The following is an 18662-nucleotide window of genomic DNA, read 5'->3' on the forward strand; positions in this document are numbered from 1 at the left end:
TCTTACTCGTTGCAGACCCCTCCTTACGCGGTGCTAGCATGCCTCGTCGATCACAGTTGTGACGGCTATCTGGTAACACCGTATACCGGAGCGTGCCATGGGGAAAACGGATGAGCACCGCGTGCCGGCGATCGTGTTGGGCCGCGGCCCGACTGCGCTGGGCATTTTGCGTTGTCTGACGATGGCTCGCATACCGGCCCATGTCGCCTGCCCTGCTTCCGATCACGTCACCCACTCGCGCTGGTATCGCCCTACACCCGGACGAAATGCATGGGATGGCTCACTCGGGCCACATGCCTATGAACTGCTGCGCGATATGCCGCTGCAAAAAGCCGTGTTGATTGCCGGCGCCGACGATGCCGCGCTGTGGCTTTCGGACCTCCCCAATACCGACCTGGCGGCACGCTATGTTCTCAGCACAAGCTCGCGTGAGACGCAGGAAATTCTTCAGGACAAGTCGCGTTTTTCGGCGTTTCTGGAAAGCGTGCATATTCCGCACCCCCGCACTTTCAGCATCGGATGCGATGCCGATATCGAGGCGATACCCTTCGACGAGCTCGACCGTGTTTTCATCAAACCGGTGAACTCGCAAAAATTCAGTGACGTCACTGGCGTGAAAGGGATTTGGGTCACGCGCAAGGACGAACTGCACGATGCATGGCGCCCCCTGCACGATCAGGGCTTTCGCCTGATGGCGCAGGAATACGTCCCCGGCGCGGCGTCGGATCATTATTTTGTTGACGGCTTTCGTGCTGGAAACGGCGAAATGACCGGCTTGTTCGCACGCCAGCGCATTCGTATTTCACCACCGGATTTCGGCAACAGTTCCTACTGCCAAAGCATTCCGCTCGACCAACTGCAAACGCCGGTCGACGATGTGACCCAGCTGTTAGCGAAATTGAACTACCGCGGTATTTTCAGCGCGGAATTCAAACGCGATAAGCGCGATGGCGTTTACCGCATTCTTGAGGTCAATACGCGCGCCTGGACATACGTGGAGTTTGCCGCGCGTTGCGGCGTCAACGTTTGCGAAATGGCCTATCAGGATGCGCTCGGCTTACCGGTGCATCAGGCGACGCTCGATTACAAGGTGGGCGCCGGCTGCGTCGATTTCTATCGAGACTTCACCACCGTTCGCGCGCAGAGCGCGCAAACGCGCGGACCGTTGCCGAACATTCTGCTGCAGTGGGTTAGCGCGCATTTCCACTCGTTCCGTCTGGACGACCCGAAACCGGGCCTGCACTTTGCCACGCGGGTTCTGGCGCGGCGATGGAGCGGCCGCGCGCCTGGTTAGTTGCTTCGATCGGGCACGACATTCAAAACGACACGGTTAATAGAATGCCCGATCGGTCATTTTCGATGACCGATTGCAGCAGCAAAATCACCACGCGTGCCGCGTTGCGCAGGCATCAGGGCTGACCACCTGCGCGTATCGTCGCCTCATTGATCGCACGCACCTTGGCCTCGTCCACCTTTTCGATCTTGCGGTCGTAGGTGAACAGACCATTGTGTTCACCCTCGACATCGGTGATCTGGGTGTACACGCTGCCCGACATGCCCTTGGGCACGCCTTTGTCGCGCAGTACGGCGGTGTTGGCGACGTAACCATCGGTAAGCGCGGCACGATCCTTTACTGCGCCATAAGGGTTGATCGGCGTGTTGGGCCAGACATGGCCGGGTATACCCAAGGTCAGGCCGCCGTGCTCGCCGTCGATGGCGGCGCGCGTTGCGTCGGGGCTGGGCAGGCCGGGACCTTGGTAGTCATGCACGTCGTAGACGTCGCCGGCGTGCGGATCACCTTTGGTGTCGCAACAGTTGGCGCCGCTGCGTGCATCGACCAGCCGTGAAGGATCCCGTTGCTTGATCTGCGCAGCCAGTTCAGCAGCGGCCGGAATGCTCCACTGGCCCCAGCCCTCGTTGAAGGGGATCCAGCCGATGATCGAGGTCTCGCCCTTGAGCTGATCGACAATGGCCGAAACGTTGGCGCGGAAGGCGGCCTTGTCGGCGTCGCTGAGCTTGTCGTTGCTCCCGGTCGGCAACGCCGGCATGTCCTGCCACACCATCAGGCCGATGCGGTCGGCCCAGTAATACCAGCGCGCCGGCTCCACCTTGATGTGCTTGCGGATGGTGTTGAAGCCGAGGTCCTTGGTTTTTTGGATGTCGAACTTGAGCGCCGCATCGGTGGGTGCAGTGTAGATGCCATCCGGCCAGTAGCCCTGGTCCAGCGTGGCCAGCAAAAAGGTCGGCTTGCCATTCAATACGATGCGGTTGCGTCCATTCACTTTCCCGATGGCAATCGTGCGCAGGCCTGCATAGCTGGTCACCTCGTCACGTTGATCGCCCCGTGTAAGCGTGGCTTTGAAGGTGTATAGGAAGGGATCGTTCGGGCTCCAAAGATGCGGATGCGCGATGGCCAGATGCAGCGCGTGGCCCGCAGGTCCGCTCGCCTCACCCACGGTCTTGCCATCCGCATAAGCCGTGACGTGCAACGTGGCACCCTCGCTGCGGCCGTGTAGCGTCGCGGTGACGGTGAAAGCGTCCAGAGTGCGTACCGGGGTGAAATTCAGCTGAGCCAGACTGGTGCACGGCACCGGCTCCAGCCACACCGATTGCCAGATCCCCGAGGCCGCAGTGTAGAAGATGCCTTCGGGCTTCAGTCGCTGCTTGCCGACCATCACATTGGCGCCGTCCACCGGCGCGTGCACAGCCACGATGATCTCCTGTGGACCATGCGGCCGAAGCGCCTGCGTGATATCCGCACTGAAAGACGTATAGCCGCCTGTATGGTGCGCCACTTGCGTACCGTTGATGTACACCGTGGCGTCGTCGTCCACCGCGCCGAAGTTGAGTCGTACACGTTGGCCATGCGCGGTGAAGGCAGCCGGAATGTCCACCTGTCGACGGTAGAACATATAGTCCGAATGCTTTTGCACGCCCGAGAGCACGGACTCGATCGGATACGGCACCAGCACCTGGTCCTTCAGCGTCTGGCCGAACGGTGGCACGCCCTGCCCGTCACTCGGCGCGTATTGCCACAGTCCATTCAAGCTTATCCATTGTGGGTGCTCCAACGACGGACGTGCCAACTGCGGGCGCGGATAGTCGGGTAACGCATTACGGGGCGACACGTCGGCCGTCCACGGGGTTGCCAATGGCGGCACCTTGCCGTTCCAGGTAGTCGTCTGATCGGAAGCCGCCATCGTCATTGAGGCAAAGCCCATGGCCAGGGCCATGCTCATCCAGGCGCTCGCGCCGCGTACGTTGATTTTGCTCATCATCCGCCCTTTCCTCATCGGCCTCGCTCGAAGCGGTGTCGTGCACCGTGTTCCGAAGCATGACCAATTGTCCGACAAATGTCCAAAAACCCGGTCGCCATGCTCGAAAGCGGGCATGGCGATGGAACGGAGGCGCATCGATTACTGATGGGCCGCCGACATCGAAGGCGGCGCATCCCGTACATCGGCTCCCCACGCTTTATTCGGCTCTGGTCCCATCGTGAGCACCAAGCTGCCACCGTTGGCGATGTCAGCGTGGCTGAACCACGGCTTGGTCCACGGCTTGCCGTTGAGCGTTGCGGACTGGATGTACTTGTTTTGCGCCGAATTGTTGCGCGCGACGATCTCGAAGATCTTGCCGTTGCCAAGATGCAGGCGAACCTGGTCGAAGATCGGGCTGCCGAGGATGTAGTCAGAACTGGAAGGATCGACCGGATAGAAACCCATCGCGCTGAGCACGTACCAGGACGAGGTCGAACCTTGGTCGTCCATGCCGGGAAAGGCGTAACCGCTGGTGTCGCTGCCGTAGAGCTGGGCGAGGATGCGTCGCGTCAGCGCCTGCGTTTTCCAGGGCTGGCCGCTCCATGCGTAGAGATACGCTGCCTGCTGATCCGGTTGGTTGCCCTGCACATATTCCCCGATCATGCCGGTGCAATCGCGGCAGATGCCCTTGGCCCGATAAGGCGTGGAGAAGAACGCGTCGAGCTTGTCGTTGAACGCAGCGCGCCCGCCGAGCAGGTCGATCAAACCTTGCACGTCGTGCGGCACCAGCCACAGCGTGGACCAACCCGACGCTTCCTTCATCATGAAGTTGTAGTACGGCTCACCCGGATCGAACGGGGAAATCCATTTGCCGTCCGCAGTGCGACCACGGAAGAAACCCACCGATGGATCGAACACGTTGTGGTAGTTCTCGGCGCGATGCAGAAACATCTGGGCGTCTTGCGTCTCGCCGAGTCGGCGTGCGACATCAGCAAGCGCGTGATCATCCCACGCATATTCGAGCGTGGTGGCGACGCCCGCCTTGCCACCCGCATACGGCGGACTGGGGTTTCCCGGAGGAACGATATCGGAAATCCAGCCGTTCTTCATATATTCGGCCAGATAGCCACGCGGCCCGTTGGGGTCGGTAGCGTTTTTGCGCAAATACGTATAGACGGCTGCATAGTTGAACGGGATACCCCGCTGCCACGCACCGTCGTAAAGGAACACGGCGTGATCGCCGTGGAACGAGGTGTCCATGTAGCCGCGCACGCGGGCCCGGTCCAGCTCGGATTGCATGATGTCCTGCACAATCTTCGGCTCGAGCAACATCAGCAGCACGATCTGGTTGCGGCCGGTATCCCAGAACGGCACCGGTCCGTAGTGATCGTAGGTAGCGACCTGGACGCGGCCGTCTGCGTCGGTGAAGCGTGTGCCTTTGCGCGCGATCAGGCGTGGACTGGCGAAGGAGTGGTACAGCGTCGAGTAGAACAGCATGCGCTGCTTCGGCGTGCCGCCGGTCACTTCGACGCGATCGAACAGCTTCGCCCACGCCGCGCGCGCCTGCGCGCGCACGCGATCGAAATCCCAGCTTGCGTCCTGGGCGCGCAAGCGCTGTTCGGCTTCGTCGGCGCTGTAGCCGTGGGCGACCCTCACCAGCACCTGCTCGCCTGCTTGCGTGTCGAAGGTGACGTAAGCGCCTGCGTAGCTGCCGGACACCGTGCGCCGTCCGGCCTGCACGTCTTCGTCGCCAAAGCCGCCCTTGTCGTTGTGGTTCGCGCGGAAGGTGCCGAAGCTGGCGAACGGTCGCGAGAATTCCGCGACGAACCAGGGACCATCCGAATCGCGCTCCCCGCGCGTACCCTCGGCAACACCGCGAATGGTGCGATCGCCCACCACCTCCACATTACCTCCGGCGCGGCGCAAATTGACGACGACGTTCGCGCGATGACTCGCCGGAAAGGTGAAGCGCATCAGGCTGGTCCACTGCGTTGCCGTGAGCTCGACACGGGTGTGGAACGTGGCGAGGTCGACAGCGTAGTAGCCAGGCGACGCCTTCTCACTGGCTTTGTCGTAATACGACGGTGCGTAGTCCGGCGGCACGGTCCAGTCGCCTACCACCGGCATGATCATCGGTGCGGCGCGAGCGCCGTAGGTCGAGCCACCGCCAGTGAAACCAATCATCGTCGGACGACCATAGGCGTATGACATGGCGACGCCCGTGGGATAGCTGAGATCGGCGTTGACGTTGACGGGCGCCGCTTCGGTCGAGCTTTGCGGCAAGCTCGCGCCCGGCGATGTCATGCCCGAATACAGTGGCTCGCCTGGAGGCGGCGCGTTGCCGATCAGCGCCTGTTGATCCAGCGGTGCGGTGCCGACCAGCGGGTTGGCCAGATCTACGGCGGCTGGCGCCGCGGACGGCGCTGCGTTGTCGTTTTGGGCGCGACTTCCACCGATGCCTGCAAGCGCAACGATCGCCAGTGCGACGGCCACAAACGTGTGCCGCTTGCGGATCGATGAAGCACAACGTCGAAGGCGCGCGCGAGATGAATTCATTGTTTTTCTCCGATGCAAAATAAAAGCCCGATCGCTACGGGGTCAGGTAAAAAACTGACCCCGCGCGCCGTTTTTCAACCGCCATCGCCGAACTTGTACGTGACGCCCACGTAATACTGACGCCCGGCATATTCGAGCTGGTAGAGCCGGTCCGCGGTATCGCTGCCAAGATACTCGCGCGACGTGGAGCGCGTCAGATTGATGACCGATGCGTTCACCATCAAGTGCTTGGTGAATTCGTAGTCGCCATTCAGATCGATCTGGTTGTACGGCTGCATATACATGGGGAGACCGGATGAAAGCCCCTCCATGGTGCGGCCCGTCCAGTTGCTGGTGGCACGCAGGAGAAGCCCATTTTTCTCGTAGAACAAGGAAATGTTCGCCGCATATTTGGCGCTGCCGATCAGTTCCGACTTTCCGACCTGCGTATCGCCCAGCGAAACGGCGGTTTCGTTGGTTTTGTTGAGCGTGTAGTTGGCAATGTAGCCAATACCGATCGGGAAGGTGTGCTGCGTGTAGATCTCCACGCCCCGGGACGTACCCGAGCGGCCGTTGGCGTTGGTGCTATACGACATGAACGGCGTCGGGGTGCCGTTGACGTCCACGATCGTGTTGTTGACGGTAACCGGCACGACGAAGTTCTTCACCGTCTTTTGGAATACATCCACGCCAACCACCGATTCGGGCGCGTAATACCACTCGCCGGCCACATCGAACTGCGTGGCCGTGAAAGGCTTCAGATCAATGTTGGCGCCACTGCCGTACCAGCCCGGCAGCGGCGCGCCGAATTGCTTGCGGTCGTCGTAGTAAGCCTGGGTGTCATCGGTGAGGCTGCCCAATTGGGCCAGATCGGTGTAGTTCGCACGGGCCAGCGCCTGCGAGCCGGCGACGCGCAGCATCAGGTCATCGGGAAGGCTCCATGCGAGATTGAAGCTGGGAAGCAGCTTGTTGTACCGCTTGTTCATGGAGCTGTTGGTAAATGACTCCACCACCGCCTGTTCCTGCGGGAGGTATTCGAAATCGCCCGGTGCGCATGGGCCGCCCGCGATGTTTACGCCAGTGCCAGGGCAGATCAGGATGGCGCCCTGCGGCGAGTGGTAATACACCGCGTTATTGGTGGTGATCTCATCGGCAACCGTGATGTTCTGTTCCGTGCTGACAAAGCGCAGGCCGACATTGCCGCGGATCGTGCCGGTGTCGAAGTTAGCTTGCACATAGGCGGCCGAGATCTGTTCGCCGATGAAGGATTTATCTTCCGGGTGCGGATAAACCGTCCTGTCGTAGGTCTGGTTGAGGTAGTTGTAATAGGCCGGGAAATTGATCGCCGGGAAGATGTTGTCGTTGAACGCCAGGTTGTGGCCGTCAAGCAGATACGGCTCCAGGAAGCCGGATGGGAGATTGCCGGCGTTCGGATCGCAGGTCTGGAACTGTTCGGTGGTGCCGGGGCAATACCAACGGATCTCGTAGTTCTCCTGCTCTGCACGATTGTCGCGATACTTGAGGCCAAACTGCAGCGACTGCATCCAACTGGAATCGAAAGCGTACGTGAAATCGATCTGCGCGAAGTTTTGCGAGGTATTGGTATCGATGTAATTGGAACCGGTCGAACCCAGATCCACCTGGCCTTCGCCGGCCAGCATGTTCTGCAGTGTGTTCGGCGAAGCGGTGAGCGTGGGCGTGCCGCTCAGCGTCCATGCGCTCAACTGGCTGCCGTCCACCCATTGTCCATTGACGAAGTTGCGCGGCTTGGCCGCCATGCCGAACTCCACCGAAGGACCACCCGTGGCCCAGGTGCGGCCCACATTGAACGAGGCACTGAGGTTGCCACCGCCGTCCCACTCTCCTTGCAGATTGACGCTTTGCGAGAGCGCTTTTTCCACCGAATAGTTGCCGGTCAACCAAGGCGTCTGCGAGGAGCACACGTCGACCGCCTGTCGCGCGGTGCCGGTGACCGGATTGGTCAGCGAGTTACAACCTTGGCCCGACGGCGGAAGCACATACGTGGCGCCGGTGACGATCGTGTGTGAAGGATCGAACGTCAGACCGTTGGGAGCGAGCAGATTGCCTTGCTGGTTGGCATAGGTGTCGGTAGGCAAACCCCATTCGGGAATTTCGACGGTGTTGGTGATCTGCGTCTGATCACGCTCGAAGCGGAAGTAATTACCTGTAAGCAGAAAGCTGCTGCTCGGCTTGAACTGCATGGTGACCTGCGCGCCCTTGGTCTTCAGATCCAGCTGTGATTCGCTGGTGCTGAACTGTTGCGGCATCCAGTAGCCCGAGTAGCTGTTGCCGGCCTGGTCGGTGACGCCGCCGCCGGGCCACAGGTCGATGTTGGGCTCCACGGCACTGCCGAATTGTTGGCCATGCACGTTCACCGGTGGCTGCGTGCACGTTGCAAAGGACGTGCAGTTGTTGGACCACCAGTGCCAATTGGACGCATTGGCGGTGTCATCGGTGTCCTGTCGATCCTGATACGAGCCGGCGATCAATACGCCAAAGGTCTGGGCCTTGTTGCGCCATGACCACAAGGCCGACACCTGCGGCTTGGTCTTGGCGTTGTTGTCCGCGCCCGCAGCGTCGACCGAAATAAACCCGTCGTTGGGCTTCATTTCCAGCGGACGACGCGTCTGCAGATCCACCACGCCACCGATACCGCCTTCGTCGAGGCGTGCTTCCTGGCTCTTGTACAGTTTGATGTCCGAGAACATGTTGGCCGGCATCAATGTGTAGTTGAACGAGCGCGACAACGAGTCGGAGGTATCGGCCGAAGCCACGTAATTGCCGTTCAATTCGGTCAGCGTAAGCTCGGGCGCCAGGCCGCGGATGCTGACGGTTTTCCCCTCGCCGGCATCGCGACTGATCACCACGCCCGGAACGTGCGCAAGGGCGTCGGCAATGTTCTTGGCGGGAAACTGGGAGATGTTCTGCGCGTTGATGACCTCGACGATCGCATTGGAGTCGCGCTTCTCCTGCATGTTCTCGTCGATTGACTGACGAAAGCTGGTGACCACAACTGTCTGCAGGAGTGTGGGCTTGGTTGTGTCACCGGCTTTTTTATCATCGGCCTTCTTGGCCTTTTTGCTGTCGGACGACGGTGCCGTGGGCGGTGTTGTCGCTGGGCTTGCGGAGGGCTGGGATGTCTGCGCGGCAAAGGCAATCGCGGGTATCCCCATACAACCGCCAAATGACAAGGTCGCCAAAGCGAGCGCGACGTACAACGGCTTGCGTGTAGCAACGTGTGGCAAGTGGGTCATTTTTTCTGATTCCCTTACATGTGTGCGCCCTGCGGGAGTCGGCGCGGTGATCCCCCTGTTTGATCACGTGTTGCGGAAGCGCGATTTATGGATGCAGGTGCCCTCCCTCCTCTTGATTTGGATCGATCCAAATTTTTGACAACAACGAGCCCTGGACTCCTCAGCGATGGGTGTTTCAGGTTTCTGGATGCACCACTGCGAAGGCGCGAGTCTGGCGTCGCCAAAGCGGCGCGGCGCGGCTTACCCCGGTGCGGCCGACCACGCCGCAAACACGCGCGCTGGGATGCCAGCAGCCGTCCGATGAAGCGGCACGGGCGAGCCCTTCAGCGCTTTTCAGATGCCACGGCGACCTACACCAGAACACGAATGGCCAGCGTTGCGATGGCGGGTTGAAGGATTGAGCGCTTCGACAAAACGTAAGGTCCCCTGCTTCCCCACGGCGAAGAGGACGACGGTCAACACCATCAACGAGCGCGGACACGCAAACGGCGCTCGGGCCTGTCATGGCAGAAATACTGACGACTTCTGATTTCATGTGGCGGCTTCCCATTCCCTCAACCGATCGGGAGAGAAGCACCAACATGCCGGGAAGCGCCTTACTCACGCCTCATAGCCCTCTCCGCCCCAGTCCAGATCATTCAGACCGTTCGCAGCAGCGACATGGCCTGAGCAACCGTTGATTTGGATCGATCTAAGTCCCCTGGGGCAAATTAATACGCCTGAAATGCAGGTTGTCACGCTGCGGCGCAAAAAAATGCAGCGTCACCAGCAGGATTTCACGCCGTCTAGATCACCCCAATACGCTCGACATCAGTCACGGAAAAATTGGTGGACCTGGCTTACTGAACCCGCTTCAGGTCAACGCAAACGTCAACGAAAACGCAGATGATTGGTCTACGCGCGATGTGCTGTAACAAAAACGAACACCATGCTTCCACCAACGCCGTTGCTCGTGATGGACACTCCCTTCCAGTGCGCTCCATACGTTTCCAGATTCCACAAAACACCAGAAACAGTTGCGGGCGATCCGTTGCTAGTGTCAACTGCGCGGGTCAGCACGTCGCTCCATTTCTACCGAAAACAACAACGAACAAGGGACTCGTATGCGAAAGCTGGAGAACACCAAGCTCGCCATCATCGGACTCGGTTATGTGGGTCTTCCCTTGGCGGTGGAATTTGGCAAGCACTACGACACGATCGGCTTCGATATAAAAAAAGGGCGCATCGACGAACTGCGTGCCGGTCACGACAGCACGCTGGAGGTGAGCGCCGCTGAACTGGCCGATACCACTGGACTGCGATTCAGCGCGGATCTGGCCGATCTGGCCGATCGCAATACGTATATTGTTACGGTGCCCACGCCCATCGATACGGCCAAGCGCCCGGACCTGACGCCATTGATCAAGGCGAGCGAGGCCTTGGGCAAGGTGCTGTCGGCGGGCGACGTGGTGGTCTACGAATCAACCGTTTATCCGGGCTGCACCGAGGAGATTTGCATTCCCCTCCTCGAAAAAGTATCGGGACTGGTTTACAACCGCGACTTCTTCGCCGGCTACAGTCCCGAACGCATCAATCCGGGCGACAAACAGCATCGCGTCACCAGCATCCTCAAGGTCACCTCCGGCTCAACGCCGGAAACCGCGGATTTTGTCGACAGCCTGTACGGTTCGGTGATCACCGCCGGCACGCATAAGGTGAGCTCGCTGAAAGTGGCCGAGGCGGCAAAGGTCATCGAGAACACTCAGCGCGATCTCAATATTGCGCTGGTCAACGACCTGGCGATCCTGTTCAACAAGCTGGGCATCGACACGCTTGAAGTATTGCAAGCGGCCGGCACGAAGTGGAACTTCCTGCCCTTTCGGCCCGGCCTTGTCGGCGGCCATTGCATCAGCGTCGATCCGTATTACCTCACGCACAAGGCGCAGGAAGTCGGGCATCACCCGGATGTCATTCTTGCCGGACGGCGAACCAACGACAGCATGGGCCCCTATGTCGCCAGCGAGGTGATCCGCTTGATGGTGCGCAAAGGCATCAATCCGGTGAACGCCCGCATTCTGGTGTTGGGCCTGGCGTTCAAGGAAAACTGTCCGGATTTGCGCAATACACGCGTGGTGGACATTCTTAAGGCGCTGTGCGGTTACAACGCACAGGTCGATGTGCATGATCCGTGGGTCAGCGCGGCCGAGGCCGAACACGAATACGCGATCACGCCGGTGAAAAAACCGCGCGATGGCGACTATGACGCCGTGATCGTTGCTGTTGGCCATCGGGAATTTGTCGCCTTGGGCGCGGCAGGCATACGTGCCTTTGGCAAGCCCTCGTCGGTGATTTATGACGTGAAATACGTACTGCCGCGCGAGGCGGTGGATGGGCGCCTTTAACAGGATGGCATGTGATGAAAGTGCTCGTTACCGGCACGGCCGGCTTTATCGGTTCAAACGTCGCGCTCAAGTTGCTTGAACGCGGCGAGGAGGTCATCGGTTTCGACAACCTCAACGATTATTATGATGTCCGTTTGAAAAAAGCACGCCTGGCGCGCTTCATCGACCATCCGCGCTACACGCACGTTCATGCCGATCTTGCCGATCGTGGCGCAGTGGAAAAAACCTTCGCATCGCATAAGCCGCAACGCGTGATCAACCTCGCTGCGCAAGCAGGCGTGCGTTACGCCGCCGAAAATCCGCACGTCTATGCCTCCAGCAATGTCATCGGCTTTTTGCATATTCTGGAGGGCTGCCGGCAGCACCCGGTCGAGCACCTGGTGTTCGCGTCGACAAGTTCGGTCTACGGCGCCAACACCGCCATGCCCTTCTCCGAACACCAGCCCACCGAACACCCACTCACACTCTACGCAGCGACCAAAAAAGCCAACGAGCAGATGGCGCATAGCTATGCGCACTTGTATGGCATTCCCAGCACTGGCCTGCGCTTCTTTACGGTTTACGGACCATGGGGCCGTCCCGACATGGCGCTATTTCTGTTTACCAAGGCCATTCTCGCCGGCGAGCCCATCAAGGTTTTCAACCATGGAAAGCACAAACGCAGTTTTACCTACGTGGACGATATCGTCGAAGGCGTCGTGCGCACCTTGGATAAGGTTCCGGGCAAAAACGCCAACTGGAGTGGCTCCGCCCCCGATCCGGCCAGTAGCGGCGTAGCGCCATACCGGCTGTACAACATCGGTAACGAGAAGCCCGTGGAATTGCTTCGCTATATCGAGGTCCTGGAACACTGCCTGGGCCGCAAGGCGAAGATGGAGATGCTTCCATTGCAGGCGGGCGACGTACCCGACACCGAAGCGGATGTAACAGAACTGATACAGTCCGTTGGCTATGCGCCAAAAATTTCCGTAGCCACAGGCATCGACAACTTCGTAAGCTGGTATCGGAGCTACTACTGCGAGTAGTTTATGCACCTCGTTGTGACATGCGCGCAAAAAAAAATGTGAGCGTCTGGGGGCGAAGTGATCATTGACTACCTGGATAGTTCGGCCGCATCCGACATTGACGCCGATCTGTGCATCATCGGTGCAGGCGCCGCCGGCATTGCCATCGCACGGCATTTCATCGGCACATCGATCACCGTTTGCCTGATCGAAGGCGGGGGCGCCACGGGGGAAGAACAAAGTCAGGCGTTGTACGAAGGCATCTCCGTCGGCACCGTGCCTTTCGATGCCGGTACATCGCGCATGCGCGTATTCGGCGGCAGCTGCAATTTGTGGGGCGGCGGCTGCATTCCCCTGGGGCCGCACGACTTGGCCGAACGCCATTGGGTCGCGCACAGTGGCTGGCCCATCGCCTACGACGAATTGCAGCCCTATTACGAACGCGCGCGAGCGTACTGCCAGATCGAGCCGTACCATTTCACCGACGGGTCGTTTCTGACTTCGCTCGCGCGTGCTCCGATCTCTTTCGACGCCGACAAACTGGTCAACCAGATCTTTGCGCGCAGCCCGATCCTGTTTGGCAAGGCTTACCGGGCCGAGCTTGAAAAGGCGCCGAATATCACGGTTTTATTGCACGCCAACCTGCTTGAGCTGCATGCGTCGGCGAGCGGTGCTTCGGTCCGCCACGCGCGTATCGGCGCTGTCAATGGACGCAAAGGCGTGGCCCGGGCGCAGCACTATGTACTTGCCTGCGGCGGCATCGAAAATGCGCGAATGCTGCTGCTGTCCAATTCCGTTTTGCCGCATGGCCTGGGCAACGAAAACGATCTCGTCGGCCGCTATTTCATGGACCATCCTTGCGGCAGCGTGGGCACGGTTATTACCAACTCGCCGGAGCGGCTTACGCGCCCTTACGATCGAAATGCCGGCAAAGGCCTTGCAACAGCGTTCCCCGAGATCGGCCTGTCACACGCATTTCAGGCGGCGCATCGCATCTTGAACGGACGCGTACATCCGTTTGCCGTCGAAGATACCGTGCCTAAAGGTATTCAGTCCTTGCGCGATTTCCGCGCCGCATTGCGGCCATGCGTACACGATGAAAATGCGATGCTGGAAGCACGCCTTTGCGCTGCGCTGAAAAACGCCCCTGCCAACGGCGAAGACTCGCGCGAACATAGCGCCAACGTTGCCATGCTGGCGCTACGCGTCGGGCTTGGTTCCATGGATATCGCCAAGGCGTTACTGCAGAAACTGCGCCACAGGCCGACCGTACGCAGTAACCGCGTCGAACTGATGGGGTATTTCGAACAGGCGCCCAACCCCGATAGTCGCATCACGCTCGCCAACGAGCGCGACATACTGGGCTTGCCCAAGGTTTGCATCGACTGGCGGCTTACCGCCCTGGATCGCCACACCTATCGGACCGCGGCGGCGCTTTTCGGCACCGAGCTTGCCCAGGCATGTGGCGGCATCTACCACCCTGCTGCGTGGCTGAGCGAGGGCGACAACGTAACCGCCCAGGTCCACACCACCGCGCATCACTTGGGCGCCACGCGCATGGCCGACGATCCGCGACACGGTGTTGTCGATCCTCGATGCCGCGTGCATGGCGTCGAGAATCTGCACGTCGCAGGAAGTTCGGTATTCCCAACGGGCGGCTGGGCGTTTCCGACCTTTACAGTCGTCGCCCTCGCCTTGCGACTCGCCGACCAACTGCGTGCACTGATGCGCGCCACCGCGCTCTCCGAAGCGATATAGGCCATGGTTCGGACCCGGCTACCGCATAGTGATAATGATCCCGCGCATGCGCACTTCACGCGGTTTCGTACCTGTGTATCAGGCATGTAACGCCATCGATGTATCACGCGTGTAACAACCCGGATGCGTGCAATCGAAGTTGCAAAAAAACCGCGTAATTGGCATCGACACCGATAAAAAAATAGCGTAGCTTCGGGCTCCTCTCATGGGGACATAGTGTTAGGGGGAGCCCAGATGCTTCGCTTTCTGCGACGTCAAACGGTGCGCTGGCTATTGCTATTTGGCAGCGCCGAATTGCTGCTGCTTGCATCCTCCCTTTACCTGGCGATGCACCTTCGCTATTTCCGCAATGCCGACGAGCTTGTCGATTTCTCGCATCACTTGCTGTTGCGATCTTTCATTTTTGCGTTGGTCATCATGCTTGGCATGGCTGCGCTGGGTGAATACCGAACGCACCTGCGCACGAGCTGGCAAGGTGCTGTAGCGCGCCAGGCCGTCGCCTTCGTCATCGGTGGGCTGTTGCTGATCATCGGCTATTACGTTGTGCCGCAGGCGTATGTCGGTCGCGGCGTGCTGAGTATCGCGCTGGTGATGGGTTTCACCGCGGTCATGGTGTTTCGCCTGCTTTTTATGCGGATGGTGGAGATCGAATCGCTGAAGCCGCGCGTATTGATCCTCGGCACGGGGCAGCGTGCCGCCCAGATCCATAATCGCATGCGTCGACGCTCGGACCGTCGCGGTTTTACCATCGTCGGCTATGTGCCCTGCGCTGGCGAAGAACTCGCCATTCCGGCAGAGAAGTTGCTTAGGTTCGATGTTCCGTTGCCCATCCTGGTCAAGCGCGAGCAGATCGATGAGATCGTCGTCGGTGTCGACGATCGCCGCGGCAGGCTACCGATGGATGGTTTGCTGCAGTGCCGGCAGGCCGGCGTCATGATCACCGACCTCACTACCTTCTTCGAGCGTGAATCCGGTCGCGTGCAATTGTCGTGGCTCGAGCCGTCCTGGCTGGTTTTTTCAGGTGGTTTCCATGCCACGCCGCTGCATCGGCTGAGCAAGCGCTGTTTCGACATAGCGGCCGCAGCGGTGTTACTGATGCTGTGCTGGCCATTGATGCTGGCCGTGGCCTTGGCCATCAGGCTGGAATCGGGCCCCGGCCAGCCCATACTGTATCGGCAAGAACGCGTCGGCGAGAACGGCAATACCTTTTGGCTGCTCAAATTTCGCAGTATGCGCACCGATGCCGAACGCGACGGCGTGGCGCGCTGGGCCAACAAGCATGACGATCGCGTGACTCGCGTCGGCCGCATTTGCCGCAAGTTGCGATTCGATGAATTGCCGCAGCTATGGAACGTGTTCAAGAGCGACATGAGCATTGTCGGTCCGCGCCCCGAACGGCCGCAGTTCGTTGCCGATCTGGCGACGAAGATCCCGTTCTACAGCCTGCGCCACTGCTTAAAACCCGGTCTCGCCGGATGGGCCCAATTGAGCTATCCGTACGGCGCATCGGAAGAGGATGCGGCCGAAAAACTCAAATACGACCTTTTCTACGTGAAGAATCACAACTTGCTGTTCGACATGCTGATTCTCATCGAAACCGTGGAGGTCGTCTTGTTCAATCGCGGCGCACGTTGAGGCCTCGCTCACTTGCACACGGCGCAACGAACCAGATCGATTCAGTTGCGCGCGGCAGGCGGCCGTGTCTGGGCCGTTTTCAGCGAGTGCAAGGGCGAGCTGTACCAATCGATCACCGAATCGTGATCGAACCGCACCCACGACGGTCCGTACTCCCACAGATCGTCACGAATCTCCACAGGACTGCCTTCGATGGCGCGTACGTTTTCCGGCGACATGCCCAACGTCAACACCGGCGCCGCTGGCGCATCGCCAAGGTTGGCCTCGCTATCGTGGGTCGTGCTGTCGTTAGTGCCATCCGATGGGGGTGTCACGGCGGACGCACCCCAAAACAGGAATCCGAGCGCGACCAGTGCGATCGGAATCAACCATTTCACATTCGGACGCCGTGGCGTACCGGAGGATTTCTGGGACGGTGGACGTGGCGGCGGCCCGACTCTTTGCGGCGTCGCGGCCGGGGTCGGCAATGCGCCAGGCAGACGCCCATGAAGCCGCTGGAACGTCATCGCCGCCTCGTATTGAACATTGAGCTGCTGCAGACGCTGCGCGGCGCGAGAGTTCGTATATCCCCGATAGCCCGCAGGTCTGCGGTCGGGATGCAAGGTGGATACGCAGCGGCGGTAGGCCTGCTTGAATTCCTGCAAATCGCATTCGGGGCTCACTCTGAGCTGTCGGTACAAGTCGAGAAAGTCGACCTCGTTACCCATACCGATTTTCCCCTATTGCATGGTGGCGATTCTGCTCGCCTGACCGCTCTGGCGGCTGCGATGGCACGCCGTTAGCCTCGCGCAGGAACGGGGCTAGCGCAAGCACATTTTTCGCTTGACTTGGTGTGACCTAGTTCTCAAAATTGAACTCAAGGTTGGGGGTGTCCCATGCAGGGCTGTCGCGACTATGTTGCCGCTTGTTGCCGCTGTATGCCGGCCACCCTGCTTTTGGCCGCGGCCACAACCAGTGCCGTGCTAGCCCAGGGAATACCCGGCAGCGGCCAGCCCCCTTCGTTGGGCGCCCATACGCTCGAAGCCCAGTCCGAAGGACTTGGAACGAGCCCGGTCGCCACGCTCCCGGTCACGACACAGGCTCGTGGCAGTTCGTTGATCGTTTTCAACGGCGGCTACCTGAGCAATGCATCGGGTCCTGAGGACAACTACGGCAATCATTGGAAGCAGCTGGGCGAAGACGTCCCGTTCGGCAACGGCTACGGCGATCGCTTCAATGTCAAAGCGTATGTGGTGCTGGAGGCCAAAGGCGGCCCCGACCACACGGTCAGCTTCGAAAAAAACGGCAACGCGGAAGGCGAAATCTCCGTGCCGTTTATCGAAGTCAAACACGCCGGCGTGCTCAAGGACGTCAGCCAGAACTACGCACCTACCGGCCTGGTCATGGCCAGCGGCAAGGTCACTACCACCGGGCCGGCCACCCTGATCGCCGTGTGGTGGGGCGATGGCGGAATCAAGCGGATGACCGCCGTACCGAATAACGGTTTCTCTGTCATCGACAGCTACCTGAAGCTTCCCGATAACAGCGGCGTGCAATGTGCGGTGGCGTACAGGCAGGTCGATACCGCAGGCACCTATAGCGTCAGTTGGACAGGTGCGCCTGCTCAGGGCGCCATTTTGTGGTTGTTGGCGTTTCAGTCCAAATAAATCGCGGTTGGGGCGATGCGCCTTGCATGTTCGGCGCACCGGCAGATTGATCGACCTAGGGAAACACAACGCGCAAATCGTTGGGGACTGACGTATCAACGTCAGCATTCGCATCCATCACCGTTACGGCCAATAAAAGACGCCGCGGCGGACGGCATACGCAAGCGTCGGCGCAACGACCATCCACGCCCTGCGCCAACGCTTTCGTATGACGAGAGGGCTCACATCATGAACACCCATGCGGCGACACTTATCGATCTTGATTGGGACAGCTTCGATCCATGGCGTATCCAGGCCGTGCGTCACCGCTTGTCCGATCACCCGCTGTTGCAGCCCGATCAACTGGTGGCATTAGGCAAGCGCTTCCAGGGCAGCACGCGGCTGTTTACGTTCAACAACGAAGCCGGTGCCGATGCAAACTTCGACGACGTCGGCCGTCTCTACCCCAATCGGAAGTCGGCTGCCGATACGGTGCAGGGCATCAACGATGCCAAGGCGTGGATGCTGCTGCGCCACGTGCAGGACGATCCGACGTACCGCAGCTTGGTGGACCTGGCGATGAGCCCGATCCAGCCATCGATCGAGCGCGTCGATCCAGGCATGCATTACCGCGCGGGGTGGATTTTCGTGGCCTCGCCGCACACCACCACGCCGTTTCACATCGACCGTAACCACGGCATCTTGCTGCAGATTCGCGGCACCAAAAAGGTTTACGTGTGGGATGCCGATGACACCCAGGTCTGCAGCGAGCATGCACGCGACGTGTTTCATGCCCGGCACGATCTTGGGTTGGTGAAGTGGGACGAAGCTTTTCGCGAGCGCGCGCACGTCTACACCGTCGGCCCCGGCATGGGTGTCTACATGCCCATCACCAGCCCGCACATGGTCGAAACGGGCGACGAGCCATCCATCACTATCAGCTTTACGTACAGCACTGCAGCAACGCGACGGAACGCCATGCGCCATGTCCTGAACGATCTGCTCTATCGCAAAGGCATCCGACCGGTGCCAGTGGGCAAGCGCCCTCTGGTCGACACGCTGACCTATGCCACCGCGTCCGTCATGGTCGCGGCACATGGAGTCGGCAGCCGCCCACCAGCCTGCCCGTCGCTGGCGCGTCCGAGCGCCTATGCAGTGGCCGATTGAACGAGTTGTCACCCACGGAACCTGG

11 protein-coding genes are annotated in these 18662 nt (G+C 60.0%); 7 read left to right on the forward strand and 4 right to left on the reverse strand.

What is annotated here, in order from left to right; all coding sequences use genetic code 11:
• The first annotated feature begins 97 nt into the window (after positions 1 to 97).
• A complete protein-coding gene (locus DWU98_RS04735) occupies positions 98 to 1294 on the forward strand; it encodes a carboxylate--amine ligase (RefSeq protein WP_115494347.1) in 1197 nt (398 codons plus the stop codon).
• Positions 1295 to 1409: 115 nt separating this feature from the next.
• Here DWU98_RS04735 and DWU98_RS04740 read toward each other — a convergent pair whose 3' ends face one another.
• The 3 genes from DWU98_RS04740 to DWU98_RS04750 all read right to left on the reverse strand — a co-directional run bounded on the left by DWU98_RS04740 (position 1410) and on the right by DWU98_RS04750 (position 9067).
• Entirely contained in the window at positions 1410 to 3278 is a 1869-nt protein-coding gene (locus tag DWU98_RS04740; protein ID WP_158544970.1) for a glycoside hydrolase family 2 protein, read from the reverse strand.
• A gap of 138 nt (positions 3279 to 3416) precedes the next feature.
• A complete protein-coding gene (locus DWU98_RS04745; protein ID WP_115494349.1) occupies positions 3417 to 5813 on the reverse strand; it encodes a GH92 family glycosyl hydrolase in 2397 nt (798 codons plus the stop codon).
• A 74-nt stretch (positions 5814 to 5887) separates the two neighbouring features.
• Complete coding sequence (locus DWU98_RS04750; RefSeq protein ID WP_115494350.1) at positions 5888 to 9067, reverse strand: TonB-dependent receptor; 3180 nt, start codon at positions 9065 to 9067, stop codon at positions 5888 to 5890.
• 1103 nt (positions 9068 to 10170) lie between these two features.
• On the opposite strand from DWU98_RS04750, the gene tviB reads away from it, so the two are divergent.
• The 4 genes from tviB (at position 10171) to DWU98_RS04770 (ending at position 15845) form a co-directional block, all read left to right on the forward strand.
• Positions 10171 to 11448 carry a Vi polysaccharide biosynthesis UDP-N-acetylglucosamine C-6 dehydrogenase TviB gene (tviB, locus tag DWU98_RS04755; protein WP_115494351.1) on the forward strand — a complete coding sequence of 426 codons (1278 nt, stop codon included), beginning with the start codon at positions 10171 to 10173 and terminating at the stop codon, positions 11446 to 11448.
• Positions 11449 to 11462: 14 nt separating this feature from the next.
• Positions 11463 to 12473 (forward strand): NAD-dependent epimerase, encoded by a 1011-nt coding sequence (locus DWU98_RS04760; protein WP_115494352.1) that lies wholly within the window; start codon positions 11463 to 11465, stop codon positions 12471 to 12473.
• 57 nt (positions 12474 to 12530) lie between these two features.
• Complete coding sequence (locus DWU98_RS04765; protein WP_115494353.1) at positions 12531 to 14210, forward strand: GMC oxidoreductase; 1680 nt, start codon at positions 12531 to 12533, stop codon at positions 14208 to 14210.
• Positions 14211 to 14444: 234 nt separating this feature from the next.
• A complete protein-coding gene (locus tag DWU98_RS04770) occupies positions 14445 to 15845 on the forward strand; it encodes a TIGR03013 family XrtA/PEP-CTERM system glycosyltransferase (RefSeq protein WP_115494354.1) in 1401 nt (466 codons plus the stop codon).
• A 41-nt stretch (positions 15846 to 15886) separates the two neighbouring features.
• Here the strand turns inward: DWU98_RS04770 and DWU98_RS04775 are convergent, their stop codons facing one another.
• Positions 15887 to 16552 (reverse strand): J domain-containing protein, encoded by a 666-nt coding sequence (locus tag DWU98_RS04775; protein WP_115494355.1) that lies wholly within the window; start codon positions 16550 to 16552, stop codon positions 15887 to 15889.
• 210 nt (positions 16553 to 16762) lie between these two features.
• Between DWU98_RS04775 and DWU98_RS04780 the strand changes: the two genes are divergently transcribed.
• Together DWU98_RS04780 and DWU98_RS04785 are read left to right on the forward strand one after the other, a co-directional pair.
• Complete coding sequence (locus tag DWU98_RS04780; RefSeq protein WP_115494356.1) at positions 16763 to 17491, forward strand: hypothetical protein; 729 nt, start codon at positions 16763 to 16765, stop codon at positions 17489 to 17491.
• A gap of 228 nt (positions 17492 to 17719) precedes the next feature.
• On the forward strand, positions 17720 to 18637 hold the full coding sequence (locus DWU98_RS04785) for a cupin-like domain-containing protein (protein ID WP_115494357.1): 918 nt from the start codon (positions 17720 to 17722) through the stop codon (positions 18635 to 18637).
• Positions 18638 to 18662 lie beyond the last annotated feature (25 nt).

It is taken from the genome of Dyella monticola (assembly GCF_003363155.1).
GTDB lineage: Bacteria > Pseudomonadota > Gammaproteobacteria > Xanthomonadales > Rhodanobacteraceae > Dyella_B > Dyella_B monticola.

What these genes read in the sequence shown, in the direction of transcription:
- DWU98_RS04735 (WP_115494347.1), top strand. Translation starts at nt 98, where the DNA reads ATGGGGAAAACGGATGAGCACCGCGTGCCGGCGATCGTGTTGGGCCGC.
- DWU98_RS04740 (WP_158544970.1), bottom strand. Translation starts at nt 3,278, where the DNA reads ATGATGAGCAAAATCAACGTACGCGGCGCGAGCGCCTGGATGAGCATG.
- DWU98_RS04745 (WP_115494349.1), bottom strand. Translation starts at nt 5,813, where the DNA reads ATGAATTCATCTCGCGCGCGCCTTCGACGTTGTGCTTCATCGATCCGC.
- DWU98_RS04750 (WP_115494350.1), bottom strand. Translation starts at nt 9,067, where the DNA reads ATGACCCACTTGCCACACGTTGCTACACGCAAGCCGTTGTACGTCGCG.
- tviB (WP_115494351.1), top strand. Translation starts at nt 10,171, where the DNA reads ATGCGAAAGCTGGAGAACACCAAGCTCGCCATCATCGGACTCGGTTAT.
- DWU98_RS04760 (WP_115494352.1), top strand. Translation starts at nt 11,463, where the DNA reads ATGAAAGTGCTCGTTACCGGCACGGCCGGCTTTATCGGTTCAAACGTC.
- DWU98_RS04770 (WP_115494354.1), top strand. Translation starts at nt 14,445, where the DNA reads ATGCTTCGCTTTCTGCGACGTCAAACGGTGCGCTGGCTATTGCTATTT.
- DWU98_RS04775 (WP_115494355.1), bottom strand. Translation starts at nt 16,552, where the DNA reads ATGGGTAACGAGGTCGACTTTCTCGACTTGTACCGACAGCTCAGAGTG.
- DWU98_RS04780 (WP_115494356.1), top strand. Translation starts at nt 16,763, where the DNA reads ATGCCGGCCACCCTGCTTTTGGCCGCGGCCACAACCAGTGCCGTGCTA.
- DWU98_RS04785 (WP_115494357.1), top strand. Translation starts at nt 17,720, where the DNA reads ATGAACACCCATGCGGCGACACTTATCGATCTTGATTGGGACAGCTTC.